Origin of the sequence: Streptomyces sp. NPDC002265 (assembly GCF_040296125.1) — a bacterium.
Classification (GTDB): Bacteria; Actinomycetota; Actinomycetes; order Streptomycetales; family Streptomycetaceae; genus Streptomyces.
Genome location: NZ_JBEOWS010000244.1, coordinates 1 through 15,011, shown reverse-complemented (window position 1 = coordinate 15,011; position 15,011 = coordinate 1). Strand labels below are relative to the sequence as shown.

Annotated in this window: 10 protein-coding genes and 1 pseudogene; 2 read left to right on the top strand and 9 right to left on the bottom strand. The window is 66.8% G+C overall.

Annotated features, from left to right (window positions below):
• The 4 genes from ABT085_RS32335 to ABT085_RS32320 form a co-directional block, all read right to left on the bottom strand.
• A partial coding sequence (locus ABT085_RS32335; RefSeq protein ID WP_351615954.1) for a hypothetical protein occupies window positions 1–480 on the bottom strand: 480 nt, incomplete at its 3' end.
• 343 nt (window positions 481–823) lie between these two features.
• Entirely contained in the window at window positions 824–8,353 is a 7,530-nt protein-coding gene (locus ABT085_RS32330) for a toxin glutamine deamidase domain-containing protein (protein ID WP_351615951.1), read from the bottom strand.
• Between the two features lie 220 nt (window positions 8,354–8,573).
• Window positions 8,574–8,702, bottom strand: a complete 129-nt coding sequence (locus ABT085_RS32325; protein WP_351615948.1) for a hypothetical protein — start codon at window positions 8,700–8,702, stop codon at window positions 8,574–8,576.
• 289 nt (window positions 8,703–8,991) lie between these two features.
• Window positions 8,992–9,534: a transposase gene (locus ABT085_RS32320; RefSeq protein ID WP_351615945.1), complete on the bottom strand. Its 543-nt coding sequence runs from the start codon at window positions 9,532–9,534 to the stop codon at window positions 8,992–8,994.
• 55 nt (window positions 9,535–9,589) lie between these two features.
• Between ABT085_RS32320 and ABT085_RS32315 the strand changes: the two genes are divergently transcribed.
• Window positions 9,590–10,519, top strand: a complete 930-nt coding sequence (locus ABT085_RS32315) for a hypothetical protein (RefSeq protein WP_351615943.1) — start codon at window positions 9,590–9,592, stop codon at window positions 10,517–10,519.
• A gap of 358 nt (window positions 10,520–10,877) precedes the next feature.
• On the opposite strand, the gene ABT085_RS32310 is transcribed toward ABT085_RS32315, so the two are convergent.
• The 3 genes from ABT085_RS32310 to ABT085_RS32300 all read right to left on the bottom strand — a co-directional run bounded on the left by ABT085_RS32310 (window position 10,878) and on the right by ABT085_RS32300 (window position 12,980).
• Window positions 10,878–12,005, bottom strand: a complete 1,128-nt coding sequence (locus ABT085_RS32310) for an alpha-hydroxy acid oxidase (protein ID WP_351615940.1) — start codon at window positions 12,003–12,005, stop codon at window positions 10,878–10,880.
• Window positions 12,002–12,307, bottom strand: coding sequence for a 4-hydroxyphenylpyruvate dioxygenase family protein (locus tag ABT085_RS32305; RefSeq protein WP_351615938.1), 306 nt, complete (start codon window positions 12,305–12,307; stop codon window positions 12,002–12,004). Before ABT085_RS32305 ends, ABT085_RS32310 begins: the two co-directional genes overlap by 4 nt.
• Before the next feature lie 220 nt (window positions 12,308–12,527).
• Window positions 12,528–12,980, bottom strand: coding sequence for a MarR family winged helix-turn-helix transcriptional regulator (locus tag ABT085_RS32300; RefSeq protein ID WP_152889963.1), 453 nt, complete (start codon window positions 12,978–12,980; stop codon window positions 12,528–12,530).
• 188 nt (window positions 12,981–13,168) lie between these two features.
• Here ABT085_RS32300 and ABT085_RS32295 point away from each other — a divergent pair, with 188 nt between their 5' ends.
• On the top strand, window positions 13,169–14,008 hold the full coding sequence (locus ABT085_RS32295) for a helix-turn-helix transcriptional regulator (protein WP_351615936.1): 840 nt from the start codon (window positions 13,169–13,171) through the stop codon (window positions 14,006–14,008).
• A 306-nt stretch (window positions 14,009–14,314) separates the two neighbouring features.
• Here ABT085_RS32295 and ABT085_RS32290 read toward each other — a convergent pair.
• A pseudogene (locus ABT085_RS32290) lies at window positions 14,315–14,535 on the bottom strand (transposase family protein); the annotation flags it as partial.
• Between the two features lie 277 nt (window positions 14,536–14,812).
• Window positions 14,813–15,011: hypothetical protein (locus tag ABT085_RS32285; protein ID WP_351615933.1), on the bottom strand; the 199-nt coding region annotated here is incomplete at its 5' end.

Below are 15,011 nucleotides of genomic sequence, written 5' to 3'. Positions count from 1 at the left end.
TGGCCGTGGCTCTCGCGGCCGGCCCCGGGGCGGGCGCCCCGGCCACGCGGGGGGTCTTGTTGGGGGGGGTGACAGGTTGACCCTGTCACCCGAACCTGCATCAGACCCCATCGTGGAGTGGTTCTGCTCGGTGAGTTGCACTTTGAGGTCAGCGATACGCTTGTCGGCGAAGCGGACGTTGTGGCGGGCGGTGGACAGCTTCCCAGTCAGGGACTTGCTCTTCGTGCTCAGTTCGCGGACCTGCCTCTTCAGGCTCCCATTCTCGGTGATGATCCGGGCGATGTCTTCTTCCGACCATTCGCTCTTCAGGTCCCGGGCCTGCCCGATCAGCTCGGCGATCTGTTCGCGCTGGGCGAGGATTTCGGCGGGAGCGGTCTTGAGGGCGGCCTCGGTGTTCAGGGCCCGCTCGCGCCAGGATGCTTCGAGCTCGTCCTGTGCGGTCTGGAGGTCTTGGGCCCACCTGACGGCCGCTTGGCTCATCGCCGCGTCGACTAGCGCCCGGGCTTCGGCGTGCTAGTGGAGGAACGTCCGCGAGACGTCTGCGCCGGGGCGACCGCGGTCATACGTGATCGGTGTTCGGGTCTTGATCATCTACCCGAGGGCGTCCTTGATCCTAGCCAGGCCAGCTGTCGTCCTCTCCCGTCGGACCTCTTGTGCTCGGGAGGTACCACCCCTGGGTGCGGCTGCCCGCCCGTTGGACGGGCTGTTGCTGGACGTCACGGGCTCGACCGAGGCCGAGCGGGCCAGCAGCGCGGTGTTGCGTACCCACATGGGACGGTACGGGCCTGGTGGTCGCGCCGTGTACGAGCCAGCTTTCAGCGCGTCAGTCGTTACAGATCGTAGCGCGCATGCCGGCCGAGAGCTGAACCATGACGCGGTGTTCCAGCTTGTCGGCAAGCGTTTGGGCGAATACGAGAGCGACCTGGGAGTTGTCGACGGTCGTGAGGACGAAGTCGGAGTTCTCCATGCCCAGGACGTGGGTGGTGCTGCCGGCAAGGTGTCGGCGGATGTGCTCGGCAGCCCGTTCCACGAGTGGGTTGATTGCTTCGTCGACCTGCCGGGCGACTTCTTCTCGTTCCTTGCCGATGGTCGATCGAAGCTTCTCCATGAGCTCAGCCAGTCGTGCCAGGGTGCGTGAGACGTCCTCACCGCCGAGGAGGCTTGGCAGCGGGAATTCGATTTCGTGTCGGATCGCCTCTACTTCTATCGCCAACGGCCGCCATTCTGGCCCCAAGGCCAGCCCCGGGGCGTAGTCGGTCGGCGCGGGGGCGAACACTGAGGTCGGCGCCGGACGACTTACTGGTTCGTCCGCCTGTTGTTCCTGGGTGCGAGTGGCCCCCGCTGGGCTTGCCGGACGGGTTTCAGGTTTCTCGCTGTCTGGATCAGCGCCGTGAAGGCTGGTGCGCGCTGCAGGCAGCGCGGCTTCCGCGCCCTTGGCCCCACCGTTTTCATCGAAGGCGGGCGAGCGATGGAGAAGCGCTTCGTCGTGGGCAGGGGGAGCTGGCCGGGCGTCGGGGGCGTCATCGGCCACCCGGCCGTGGGGCTCGTCGAAGACGGGAGGCACGGGCGTGGCTTCCAGAGAGGATGCGTCAGGCGCGTTTCGTCGACCTTCGGGAACGGGGGCCCCTGGGGAGTTCCCTCGCTCTGGCCCGTTGACAGGATGGTGTTCGTCGTCCATTGCCGGCCCGGCAGGGTCGCCAAGGGCGGCATGGTCGTCGTGAACCGGCGTCTTGGCGCGCTGGGCCGACGGGGCGTCCACGAGGGGGACGGGGGACCTCAAAACCTCGAGCGTGTCCGTGAATGCGGCGCAGTACGACAGGATCGACCGGACATCCGGCACTCGTGTCCTGGGTGCAGCCGCGGTCTCTTCGGCGCGTGCGTTCGGATGATCCGCGGGAAGCCTGAGTTCACCGCGCATGACGTCGCTGGTGAGGGCTCGGGCGAGGAGTTCGCCACGGGGCAAGCGCTCGAAGCCTTCTTGGGCCTCGTGTATGTAGAGCGGCAGAGCCGGAAAGTATTCCGTCACGATGGCCCGTACCGCACTCAGAACCTCGTATGTCCTCTCGTTCTGGGAGGTTTTCCCCCAGGCGTTTTCCGCCCACTCCGCGGGATTCGCATATCGGGCGATCAGCGTCTCGATCTGCCCATCGGCTTCCGGCACGATGTCCGGCACCTTGTCGTCGAGACCCTTGCGCTCCATATGCGGACCGTCCTGCCGCGGGTCCGTGACAACATAACCCTCGACTCCCTGCTGCCGCGGAGTGAAGATCGGGATCCTGTTCACCTCCGCGACTTCGGTGTCATTCACGGGAATGGCGATTTCGACAGGTACGACGCCGTTCTCCCGTCGCGGGCCTGACGGCCCCTCGATCGTCACGCTGACTTCAACGTAGCCATGGTAGACAGCCATCGGGGTAGGCAGCTTCCCGTGGGACACCGTGTGCCCACCATCTACCAGGGAGGAGCCCTGGCGCTTGCGCAACTCTGAGCCGAAACCCGCGAGTACTCTTCCGCCTACAAAGGCTGTGCCTTCTGCGACACCGACTTGGGCCTGTGCCGCGAGCGAGTTCCAGTGCAGCCGCGTGTTCGTTCGGGTGGTGCTGACCTCGTTCGCGGGGCTCAGCTCCGCCTTCGCGTCCAAGCCGACGTATCGCAGGCTGACCACACGCAGGTTTGCATGGACGCCGCTCGCGGGACCGATCAGCCGGCGCCTCACATAGGGCACACTGAGGTCCTCCTCGGCCGATCGGAGATTCACATGCGTGGCAAGCCGGGTGCGGTCGAGCGTGTGCTGAGCCGTCTCCGCCATCTGCTCCCAGCTGCGCTTTCCGGCCCAGCGGGCGCCGAATACCCGAAGGATGTCGGCGATGCCCTCGGAGTTGAGATCGCGGACCACGTCGGTGTCGAGCAGCCCCTGGCTCCAGACGCGCCGAGGAGGAATCCGGACCTCCACGGGCTTGGGCAGGAGACCGTCCGGGCGGGCCGGCATCGGAGCCGCTGCCTTGGAGGCACCCTCTGCGGTCTCACTTTCGACGAGCGCGGTGAACCCGACCTGCATGCTCGCCATGGTGCGTGAGGGAGTCCCGATGCGTCGCAGCGATCGCCAAGCCGCACGCGGAAAGCCATCGGACCGCGGCGGCTGGGGCACGACCCGGTTCTGGTCGCCCATCGCCACCAGGGGCGCGCGTTCCATTCGGATCACCAGACGCGCAACGCCGACGTACGATACGGCAGGGTGCTTCGCCTTCGAGGACACGCCCACACCGATCGACCAGGCTTCACGGTCCTGTCGATCCTGTCCCCAGCTCACGGTGACGTTGCCGCCGACCACGGGCGACACTCCGATGGGGGTGGGTACCGTAACCAAGGCTCCGGCCGTCACGGAGTGGCCGATTCCGCGCCCCTCCATGATCGATCCGTCGGTACTGGCGAAGCCCCGCTGCATACCGACGCCCGAGTTGAACTCCGTGCTCCCTGTCCGGTTCGCACGGGACAGCTCCTCCACGTGTGCGGAGATGCGGACTGTGCTTCGCCCGTGCCGCAGGACGATCTCGTGCCCCGCCATCATCGGCTTGAGCTTGGCAGGCAGGTCACGGTCGAGGAGGGCAGCCCGGATCTTCTCCCTCATACCGCGCCAGTCGGTACCGAGTACGGTTGAACCCGACTCGTCCAGAGGCCGGATCGTGTGCTCCGCCCCGGCATCGCGGCCTCGCTCCGGTCCGAGCAAGTAGACGTCGGTGACGATGTCAGTGCTGCCCAGGCGCAGACTGTCCGCGATACGGCGCGGCCAATCGGGTTTGCCCAGCGGCTGGACACTGCCAGGATCCGTGTCGCGGCTGGGCACCGAGATAGTGGTGACGACCTTTACTGGAGGGCCCGGCGGGATGGTTCTCGGCGCAAGTCCGTGGACCACGATCTCCGTGGTGATGAGCACGTGCCCCTCGAACAGGTCGGCATCCTCCACCGTTTTGACGCTGCTGACGCCCCGAGCGGTGCTGCCCTGTGCGAGGCCCCGGCTGCGGTCCCACAATTGCTGGTAGCCACCCCAGACCTCCGCGTGGTGGTCTTTGAACCTGAGGAGCGGGCCCGTGGTCCTTCGATGCCAGAAATCCTGGGTCGTGCCGGAGGAGACGCGCTGTTGCGTCCCGAATTCGAACTCGTAGTGAGGAATGCTCCGGAGATGCCGGAAGCCTGGTGCAAGTTCGGCCCGCACGACGATCGTCACACGATGCCCGCGCAGCGGGACCTCCGCCCGGATGGCGCCGCCGCGGGTCAGGCTTGACAGCTCTGCCGCCAGGACGAACGGGTCGAAGCGATTCGACAGCCGTTCCCTCACTTCGTCCGAGAGGGTCCCGAACCGGGTCCTGAGTTCCGTTTCGATGTCGTTCAGAACCTGAATGGTCTCCGGTCCCAGGCTGTGTACCACGTCGGATGCGCTCATCGCCCCGCGTTCCGTGAAGCGCTGGGGAGGCTTGCGCGGGGTAGGGGGGAGGATGGGGGTCTGCCGGCGGGTGATGGTGTCCCGCGTGAAGACAGCCAACCCGTCTTCACCTACCGTGTACAGCTGGGTCTCGCGCGCATCCATGCTGATCTCGACGGGCAGCTCGACGGTTTGCCTGCCAACGTCGGTTACCGTGACGGCGACCTTGACCCAGGCGGTGAAGATCGCACGGGGATCCCGGCTCTTGCCGTTGGATGCCAATTTGTGGGTGATTCCGTGCTGCGTTCCCTGGCGGTACCGCCACTGCTCCCCATGGACACCACCGACGTTCAAGGTATCTCCGGTGTGGTCCACGGTTGCCGTGCCACCCCCCGAGACCTGCGCGGCCGTGGTGTCCGACCACAGCCGCTGGGCCGACTCGGATGTCGTGGACTCATTGACCGTGTTGAGTTCGGCCTTGTCCTGGTAGTACTTGAACTCCATCCTCTCGACAGCTGCCGTGGCCGACAGTGCGACCCCGTCGACCACCGGGGAGCGAAGCTCATACCCGCGCGTCATCGAGGTGATGCGCGCGGCGAGGCGTTGCTGGTGGAACGCGGCGAGCACATCTGCGCGGGTGGTGTCCCAAAGCTCTCTGCCCACAGCCTGACGCCCGAGCCTGTCGATTCGTTCACGCAGGGTCGACAGGTCGGGCAGGTCACGTACGACCACTCGGTCGTTGAGGCCCCCCGTTGCGGCGCTCCAGATCTCGGCCGGTGGAGCGTGGACCACGGTGCCGGGTTCCCAGAGCCGGTGCCCGGTCCTGGGGTCCACCGGCGGTGTGGGGTCGGCGAGTGCGGTAGGCCCATCGGGCTCCGCGAGGGCTTCGGCCCGGCCTGCCTCATGGCGCTCGAGCAGGACGGTGAAGCAGAGTCTTGTTCGGGCTTCGGTGCTGTCTCGGTCGGGTCGGGGTGTGCCTTTGTGCATCGCGAATTGCAGCTCGGCGACACCGTCGAAGAGTACGCCGGGAACCTTGGTCTTGGTGGTGGTCCCGATTTCGAAGACCGTCCGGGACTGCCGGACGCGGTCACGGCCGAATTGCACGGACGACCCGCCGCCCGTGGTGATCGGCTGGCCGCCCATCGACGTGACATTGAACTGGAGGGGGGCGGGCAGCTGGAGAGCGTGGGACGAGACGTCCTCGTGGGCCAGGGAGCGGACGACCGCCGTGCCGACATTGAACTCCGTCTGCCTGGTCTCGCCGCTCTGGACCGCTGACACCACCTTGGCCGTGATCTCAATGGTGCCGGTCACGGCGCCCTGGTCGTTGAAGGCCTCGACCGTGAGAGGTTGTCCGGCCGTCATACCGGTCAGGTTCTGGTGGAGCGCGCTCAGGCTCAGTTCCTCGGTCAGTTTGCCGCGGATCGATGGCCACAACGACCGGCCGAAGAACCTCTGCCCCTCCGAATCCACGTTGCGCAGCAAGTCGCTGACGGCGTCGCTCGAAGCGGCGTCGGCCGGCCAGACATCCGTCACGATGTCGGAGAGGGCCATGCGCCCGGCGGTAAGGCGCGAGGGCGGGGCGAGTCGCTCTTCGAAGTGTTGGCTTCGGCCTGTCGCGTCCACGGTGTCGCGCTCGGGGATCGCCACGGTCACCGCGATGCCGGGGATGCTCAGCGGCCCGGCGTTTCCATCACTGGTGAACGGCCTTCCGTGTCGCATCAGGCCGCTGAGGTCGATCAGCAGCTTCACATCGCCGTCGAAGAGCGCGGCAGCCTCCTTTGTCTTGTGCCGGGCGATGAAGCTTCCGCCGTGAAGGCCCTTGTCGCCCCGGAGGTGTTCACCTGACACAGAGAGTGACTCCGTCATGCTCCATGTCGCGAAGGTGAGTCGTCCCTGCAGGTTTCCCTGCAGCCGTCGCCGTCGATCGGTGATCTGCTCCCGGCTTCCCTGATGCGAGGAACCGCCCTCGAATTCGATCTCCACAGGGCTTTCGGTATGTCGGTAGCGCAGATCCCCCAGCACTGCGCGGACGGCGATCTGTCCCGACCATCCACCGCCGCTGATGGGTGTCGCCCAGCGTTCGTTGCGGGTCATCGCCGAGATGAGCGGGCGTAGCGTCTCCGGGCCGAAGGCCTGCTCGACGATGGTTCGCGCCGCGGGCATGTCGGCACCGAATGCCCTCTCGAAAACGGCCGTGATCCGGTCGACAATGACGGCTTCCTGCTGATGCAGGCTCACCAGCAGGTCAGAGGCGGCAAGGCGTCGGCCCTCGGTGATCCGGCTCGGTGCCTGGCGGTCGAAGGTGGTTGCGGGATCTGTCGGTGCCGGACCCTCCTCTTGGACCGTGCTGTGCAGGTCGGTGGGGGGCTCCGCCTGCCGGGATGCGGATTGGGTGATCGTCCGCTGACGATCCAGAGGGACGATGGGCTCTGCCACGTCAGGGGCAGCGGGCTGAGACCCATGGGACTGGGTCCTGGCCCGCGGGCGGTCCGGATGAGTGTGCTTGTCGTCCGTCACAGGCACAGGGACCGTCTCGGTGTCGGGTCGTCTCAGTTTGACGGGGGCACTGTCGAGGGAATCGCGAGCGCCGTATCGGCGGTTTGTAGCTGCGTCCGTGAGAGAGGCCCCCAGGGAATCCGACTCCTGCCAGTGGGGCAGAGCGTCGTGGACGACATTTCCCCTGGCGTCGATCAGCACGGCCCGTGCGAAGACGGCGGCCAGTCGGCCGGGCTTCGTGACCAGCACGCGGTTACCGGGACTGCCTTGTGGTTCGATCCAGCGCAGGCCCTCAGTGGTGTGGCTCAGCGCGACTGCGTGTCCGATCCTCCCGTTGGGACGATGCCCCAGCACCAGAGCTGTCGTGCCCACGCCCTGTGCCTCCACCGCTTTCACCAGCGAAGCCCAGGACGTCCCCACCCGCGTCCAGGTTCTCCCACGGGCCAGGGTCATGTCCTCCCGGCCGGTGCCGATATGGGAGTCGTTCACAGTCATCCCTGCGCGCACCGCACTGGGGCCTCCACGGTGTCCCGCGAATGCCGTCTGCGGCGGTTCGTGGTATAGCTCTCGCTCCAGACTCTCCAGGAGAGCGAGGCACGACTCCAATGAAGTCTTCTCGGCTGGGCCGGTACGGAGATGAGCCATCGCCACTTTGTCGACAACAGTGCGCAGCCCTGCCACGTCCCGCTGGCCGCCGCTCTGCCTGTGAATCGTGCGCCTGCCCGATTTCGTGGCGGCCTGAGGAACCTCCCGTACCTTTCTCGGAGCGTCCAGATAGGCCACGACTCCATTGGCCCTCCGTGGTTCGGGGGCTGCAGTGTTCTTTGGGGCGGCCGTGACGGCGGCACTTGCTTCCGCCGGGCGGCCGCGTAGCGGGGCCAAGGCGGCGATGGTCAACGCTAGGTTCTCCGCGCCTTCAGCGCTGTCCACTCGCCCTCGGTGGTGGAGCAGGTAGGCCGTGACGAAGTGCACGGCCAGCTCGACGGGAGACAGCTTCCCCAAAGGAGTACCTTCCGTCGCCGCCCGTATGGGGCGCTCGTCGTCGAGCACTTGGGAGACCAGCCTCGCCGCCTCGTTTCTGACGGAGTCGTAGGACGGATCGGCGGACGGCGTGTGTTCTCTCCACCACCGTTCCAGACCACGCACGTCGAAGGAGGCGCCATCAGGTGTCGGCAGGACGGCGAGTTCACCGTCGGGGCCGGTCTCCGGCTCCGACGCGAGAGCCACCAGTGCTTCCTGGTTCGACCCCTTCAACTGGGGCAGGGAATCCATTGCGTGAATGAATGCACCTTCCAGGGCCCCGATCAGATGAACGGCGGCAGGCTGTAGGTCGCCTCTCTCCAGCAGCCCGGCATCGACGAGTCCCCGGAGCGTGTCGACGATCCGAAAGCAGACCGTCTTCGAGGTCGCCTGGATTCCTGAGAGCGTCTTCATGTCCCTTCGATTCCTGGTGGTTCGGGGCCTCGGCGCCAGTAAGGACACGAGCGGCCAGTCGATCATTCCTACGATTCGCAGGTGACGGCGAAGTGAACAGGTGGAAACGGCATCGTGGCGCCGAGTCCAAACGCCAAACTCGGGCGGACGACGAAACGGCACCCGTGATGGTCCGACCAAGGGAACCAGGGTCCCTTGCGTGATCGAGGTCTGTGCGGATTCATCCGGTGGTGTCGGGGGCGGTCAGGGGCCTTCGCCAGTCGCGGGCGGTGTGACGTAGGGCGGTGGCGATGTTGGTGTGGCCGTCCTGACGGTGGACGTCGATGGCGAGGTTGCGCGGGTCGGCCATGATGCGTGGGAGGTGGCCGACGTGGATTTTGGAGGCGTCCTTGCGGAAGGTGCGGTCGCGGACGTGGTGCAGAAGATTCTCGATCTTCCAGTGGTCTCTGATCCAGTCCGCGAGCCGGGAGCCGGGAGCCGGTAGCCGGGTCGGGCGGCAGGCCGGTGATCGGGTAGAAGCGTGCGGTGGTGAGCTTGCCGCTGGTGAAGTCCTTCTTCCAGCACACGACTTGGAGGGCCTGGCTGGCGTCGGGGTGGTCGAGGTGGGCGTAGGCGGTGGTCTTTCAGCCGCCGGATCTCTAGGCGGTGGCGGGCCCGGGTACGGTCGTAGCGGCCGAGCGTGATCTCGCGCCAGGGCAGGTGGCGGATGCGTGGAAGAGGCCGGGGTGGTTGGCGTTGACCTGAGCGATGTAGTGGGCACCGCGCTCGCGGAGGTAGGTGCCGTGGGCGTGCTGGGTGTGTGGCGCGTCGGCGGTGATGACCGTGCTGGTCAGGTCGACGCTGTGCAGCAGGAGCCGGAAGGCGGGGATCTCGTTGCTCTTGTCGGCGGCCTGGCGCTGGGCTGGGACGTGACCGGTGTGGTCCGTCACGGCGAGCAGGGCGACGTCTCCGGTGACGGAGGTGCGTGAGCCGCGCAGGGCCTTGCCGTCGACGGCGATCGCCCGCAGTCCCGGGCCGGCTGAGGTGGCGCGGGACGGACACGGTGCCAGCGAGCGGTCGGTGGGGAAGCCGGGAATCCGGCAGGCCCACACGGGGACGTCGCTGATCCATTCCGTGATCGCGGTGAGCGAGCGGGCACCGGCCAGGACACCCGCTGCGGCCGAGGCGACCCGAACAGACAACTGGCAGCAACGGCCACGGACCCCCGCGGGTCGGGCACCAGAACCAGGAAACCGGGTGGCCCTCGGCGAGGGGCAGCGACTGGCGGGGCAGGTCGCCCTGCGCGGCCAGGACGAGCGGCAGCCGGTGCCGCTGCTCGTCACGGAGCATTCGCTCGGGGTGGCCCGCGTGCACGAGATCAGCTTTCCGCAGGGCGACCCGCCGCAGGGCGATGGGGAGCGGGGCCGCGGCGCCGGGTCCTTCGCGGACCAAGTGCTGAGGGAACTCGGCGCCACCTACCCGGACCTGGTGGCCCTGCTGGCCGAGCTGTATCCGGGCAACGCCCGATGGCGCAACACCGATGACTTTCTGACGGTCCTGCACAACACGCGTGAGGTGTCCGCCGGGCTGTCGCACCAGAGCATGGCGTCGAACCTGGCCGCGATGCTGGACAACGGCCTGCGGATCGGTGTGGACCAGTGGACCCCGTTCGGGCGCAGGCGCATCGAGATCCGGGTCCAGGCGGCGCTGACCACCGGAGAGTACCTCGGCAGGCGGACGGAACAGCGGGGCCGCTTCAGCGCGCCGCGCAGCGACAGCCTCGGCGCGCAGCGCAGCAGTGGGCGTTGCTGCCAGGTCGGCGTCGAAGGCGCGGACTCTCTGCGCGACGGCGCCCAGGGGACCGCCGGCATGCCGCTGCAGGCGGAGACAGCGGAGGCCGGCGTGCGCTACGGCCGCCGCACGGAGTCGGAGAGCGGCTTCGCGCTGGCGGGTGGGGACGAGGTCACCTCGATCACCACGGGCGGCGCCGACTGGTACCGCTACGGCGTCCGGTTCACGGTCCACAGCGGTGGCCACTGGCGGCCGCGGCAGTGGCTGCGCGGCGTGCCCTCCGGACATCTGATCGGCACGCAGGCGTTCGTCTCCGCAGACTTGGACCGGACGCTGATAGGTCCGGGAGCCCCAGGTGGTGAGCAGGCCGCCGCGGGGCGGGGGAGGTGGTGCTGAGCGTGCCGGTCGAAACACCGGCGCCGCCTCCCTCCCGCGGCCCGCGGAGCCGCCGGTGCCGACGCCCGCGCCATGGCGCTGGGAACGACGCAATGGCTGGACGGCGTGGCCGCACAGCAAGGTCACCTTCGAACCGCGTCCCCGGTCGATCCTGGCCCATCCCCACACGACCCTCGACGTGACGCAGGGCCCGCAGCTGCTCGACATGGCCCGCAGGGTGCTGGACCGAGCGGCGGGCGGCTCGTGGCAGTTCCGGCTGGAGGGTACCGAAGGCAGGGACGAAGTCTGGCTGCCCGGCTGGACGGGCTGGTGGACGAGCCCCGGCCGGGCCGTACAGAGGCTGGCAGCACGGACCCGGTCATCGGCGGCTTTCCTCGGCTGGAAGGGGAAGCATCCTGTTCATGGTGGCCAGATGCCGCACCGCGTCCAGGTCGGGGCACCCAGCCAGTGCCATCGCGCTGTGCAGCTCGGTGCGGAACAGGTCGAGGATCCGGTGTGCTCCCGCCTCACCGCCAATGGCAAGCCCCCACAAGACGGGCCGCCCCCGGAGGGCCACGCTGGCGCCGAGGGCGAGTGCTTTGAGCATGTCCGTACCGCTGCGGATGCCACTGTCGAACAGCACCTCGCAGCGGCCTTCGACGGCGCCGACAACCGCTGGCAGGGCGGCGAGCGCCGGTGGCGGGCCGTCGAGTTGACGGCCGCCGTGGTTCGACACCACGAGTCCGTCCACGCCGAGGTCCGCGGCGGTCGCGGCGTCCTGTGGGTGCAGGATGCCTTTGAGGATCAAGGGCAGCTGGGTGTGCTCTCGTAGCCATTCCAGGTCGTGCCACGAGAGGGACGGGTCCACGAGGCTGGTGGTCTGCGCCGCGATGGCGCTGACGCCGCCTTGCGGTCCGTTGGGAAGGCCCGCCGCGCTGTGGTCGAAGTGGGCCGCCCGGACGTCTTCGGGCAGTTTGAAGGATCCGCGCAGGTCTGCCTGACGGCGACCCATTCGGGGGGTGTCCACCGTGAGGATCAAGGCCGTGCACCCGGCGGACTCCGCATGTGCGAGCAGTTCGGCCGTCACTCCCCGGTCCCGGAGCCAGTACAGCTGGAACCAGGTCGTCCCGCCGACAGCAGCGACCTCCTCGACCGGAACGCTGCTGAAGGTGCTGCTAGTGAAGGGCACACCAGCGTCGCGTGCCGCCCGCGCGACCCCCAGTTCACCGTCGGGGTGGACGGCCTCCTGGTAGGCCATCGGCGCGATTGCCGCGGGCATGGCCACGGGTTCGGCCAGGAGGTCCATGGTGGAGTCGGTGACCGATACGTTCTGCAGGACGCGAGGGACGAGACAGGTGTCGTCCAATGCTGCTCGTTTGGCCCGCAGGGTGATTTCGGCGTCGGCGGCTCCGTTGACGAACCGCTCGATCATCGAAGGCAGAGCGGCCGACGCCGGCTGCATGGCCTCGGCCGGCGCGAGCAGCTCGGCAAAGGCCGTGCCGGTCACTTCGCGCCCTGCACGGTCGCGTCGCGCTCGGCCTGGACGGCCTCGTACAGGGCGCGCACGTTTCCGTTGCCGAAGCTCTCGGCACTGGCACCGATCCGCTCGACGACCTCGAAGAACAGGGTCCGGCGCGGGTGGATGGTCCGTGTGAAGATCTGGTAGAGCTGACCCGCGTGGTCCTCGTCTGCGAGGATGCCGGCTCCGCGCAGCGCGGCGACCGGGTGGTGGGTGTGGACGAGGCGGTCGGGCAGCCGGTCGTAGTAGGTGTCCGGGGTGCTCAGGAACACGACGCCGCCCTCGCGCATGCGGGCGGTGGCGCCTCGATGATGTTTTCGGTGGCGAAGGCGAGGTGGTGCACGCCGCCGCTGCCATGCCGGTTGAGGAAGTCGCCGATGTGGCCGGGGTCGTGGTCCGCGCTGGCATGTCGGCCGTCACCTCAGCCCCACGCGGCTCAGTCGCTGACCGTCAGGGCTTTTGACACGTTGTAGGTCATATGTCGGTGCTACTTCCCGTAGCCGTGCGCTTTCAAGGGCGGCTTAGAGCAGCCACGAGACTGGTGGCCAACCGCTCGAAGGTCTCCCGGTCTGCCTTGGTGAACACGCTCAGGGCTTCGCTGATGATGCATTCGACAGTTGCGTTCGCCTGCTTGACAACCTCCCGACCCGCTTCTGTCAAGTGGTTCTCAATGATCCGGCCGCGCCCGGTGGTGCGCACCACTAGTCCCAGCGATTCCAGTCGGTGCAGCAGAGATCCCAGAGTCTGTGGTGCATGGAACGAAGCCCTGGCTAGTTCTGACGCTGAGGCTCCCGGCATGCGGGACAACTCGCGCAACACCGACCACAGGCCGAGGTTGAGATCGATTGGCCGTAGGGCCTCATCGGTCCGCATCGTGAACAGGTGCAGGGCTCGCTTCAGGGTGAGGCCGAACTCCACCGGCTGAGGAAGCTCTTTGTCCAGGCCCCTGTGATCATTGTCCATATTTGACACTGTAGCAGCCGACTTCTATATTGAAGGCGACTTCAATATCACGCCTTGCGGCGCAACAGAGGGAAGCCGCGACGATCAAGATCGCCCCGATCGAGCAGTGATCACCCCCAATCGCACCCGAGGCGTGATCCAAAACCAGCCCCATCGGCATCGCCCTGACGGTCGACCACCGCCCACATGTGACGCACTATGGCCGATTTGCCGCTATGGGGGAGGCGCGCACGCCGCCATCGGTTTCCCGGGATGGCGAAGATTCGCAACGACCTGACAAGACCAAGAGACCCGAGGCTCACTTTTCCAATTTCGGCATCTCGGCGTGCATATTCTCGAAACGAGAACTTCAAGAACTTGGAGAGGTGTTCTCGATGAGCGGTTCCAGCCTGCCGCGCCAAACACAAGTGATCGTACTGACAGAAGACCCACTGACCGAGGAAGGGGTCACTGCCTACCTGACAGCTCATGCCTATGTGGATGTGCTTACGCCAGACACGGTCGAACGTCCAGATATCCTGCTCATCATCGCCACAGAGATTACGGACAAAATTTTCACCAGGGCAGAACAGTACGCACAGGAGTCCGCTGGCCAGCCTCCCCGGCTGGTACTCATCGCAAACAGTCCCACTCCAAGTCAACTCGCCCGAGCCGTGGAGCTCGGCCTTACCGCTTTCGTGCCCCGGAGACGGGTAACACTCACAGACATCGACAGGGCGCTTAGTGCTGTAGCCCGCGGCGGAGCCTCGCTGCCGCAGCCCCTGGTGAGGTGTCTGCTCGAACAAATCCGGGATCAGCGATGGAAAGACCAGGACTCGCATGAAGGCGACACACCCGCCGCCCTTACGGCTCGGGAGATCGCAGTGCTGCGACAGCTTGCGGCCGGGTTCAATACTTCAGAAATTGCGGCAGCCTTGCACTATTCAGAGCGGACCGTCAAGAACATCATTCATCAAGTGATAACAAGATGCGATCTGCGTAACAGGGTGCATGCCGTGGCCTTCGCCCTCCAACGGGGTCTTCTCTAAGCAGAGGAGACCGCCGACAACCGGCTCCTTTTTCGCCAATACGCCATCGTCCACCAAGCCATCGTCGACGCCCTGGCGAACGTCGGCCTCAATGCTGAGCTAAGCTTGGCATTTATACAGCTTTGCTGCCTGTGGTGGCTGTCGCGAGGTTAGGTTTGTTCTGTTTCCCGACGGGGTGCTCGCGTGCATGGTGCTTGTTCTTCATGCCTGCTGGCCAGCCGGGGCCTGCGGAGCTGAGTTTTGGTGCTCTGACCGGCTGAGGGTTTTTTCCGCGGAGGCGGCGAAATCCTTGAGCCTTTTCCGACCTCACGCTGACGCGTGATGGAGGACTGGCGTGGCCTGGACGATCACGGTGATGCGATGGTACTGCAGCGGAGCTTCCGAAGGAGCCGCCAGCTCTTCAGTACCGCCATCGCCTGCTCGACCAAACAGCAGATCTTGGCGTGACTGCTGTTGTGCCGGCGCTTCCATCTCTTGAGCCGACGGCCTCGGATCGGAACGCGGACGGGGTGGCCGGTCCCCAGGTACGCCTAATAGGCATACGGGTTGGCCGTTGGTCAGTCCGGGCAGGGGCCGGGCGGGACATCTGTGCTGTATGCAGCACCGTGAGTGCTTCGACAATAGGGATGTGTTCTGGTCCCTGCCGTCACTGGCTCGCTAGCCGTACCGTTCCGTGATTCGAGTCATTCCCAGGGCCACCTCCTCGTCAGCCGGAGCCGTCGAGGTCTTCACGAGAGTGAGGGGCCCTGAGCAGAGCTGGGGCCACGGACGGCTGATGGGGTGGTGCGCCCGCGAGCGCTTCTATTAGGGCGCCGGGTGGTCCTGCCGCGGCCCGATGCCGGCGGACAGCGAACCCTCGGAAAGGGGTGCGTGGTGCACGCCACCTGCGGAATCGACTGGGCCGAGGTTCATGTGCGCCACGAGGCGCTTGAAGTCGAGCGGGGGTGAGAGACCTTCGACTCCTGGCCGTCGCAGCGGCTGGGTGAAGCTGAGGGCAGCCTGA